The 790-nt window shown below is 68.9% G+C and carries 1 protein-coding gene; it reads right to left on the bottom strand.

Going from position 1 to position 790, the window contains the following annotated elements; all coding sequences use genetic code 11:
• On the bottom strand, positions 1-790 hold a 790-nt coding region (locus tag AC2CJA_RS26975; protein ID WP_484605251.1), incomplete at both ends, for an Hsp70 family protein.

The raw sequence follows: 790 nt of genomic DNA, 5'->3' as shown, positions 1-790 counted from the left end.
GGCCCTGGGCGTCGGCGTACAGGGCCTGGCCCAGCTTCTGGCTGGTGGCCGCCACCTTCTCCGAGGCCTCGCGGATGGCCGCTGTGCTGTCACCCCCGGCGGACTCACCCCCCAGCTTCTCCTTCAGCTCCGCCACCGACGCCTCGACCTCGGACCTCACATCCCCGGGCACCTTGTCGGCGTTGTCCGCCAGGAACTTCTCCGTGGTGTACACCAGCTGCTCGGCCTGGTTGCGGGTCTCGGCCGCCTCCCGGCGCCGGTGGTCCTCCTCCGCGTACTGCTCGGCCTCCCGCATCATCCGCTCGATGTCGTCCTTGGGCAGCGCCGAGCCGCCGGTGACGGTCATCCGCTGCTCCTTGCCGGTGCCCAGGTCCTTGGCGGAGACGTGCATGATGCCGTTGGCGTCGATGTCGAAGGTGACCTCGATCTGCGGCACCCCGCGCGGCGCCGGCGGCAGCCCGGTCAGCTCGAACATCCCCAGCTTCTTGTTGTACGCGGCGATCTCCCGCTCGCCCTGGTACACCTGGATCTGCACGCTGGGCTGGTTGTCCTCGGCGGTGGTGAAGATCTCCGAGCGCTTGGTCGGGATCGTGGTGTTGCGCTCGATCAGCTTGGTCATGATGCCGCCCTTGGTCTCGATGCCCAGGGACAGCGGGGTGACGTCCAGCAGCAGGACGTCCTTGACCTCGCCCTTGAGGACACCGGCCTGCAGCGAGGCGCCGATGGCCACCACCTCGTCGGGGTTGACGCCCTTGTTCGCCTCCTTGCCGCCGGTCAGCTCCCTGACCAG

It is taken from the genome of Streptomyces sp. ATLC9 (genome assembly GCF_057196705.1).
The sequence above is the reverse complement of the archived record's forward strand: the minus strand, read 5'-3'. Positions and strand labels throughout refer to the sequence as shown.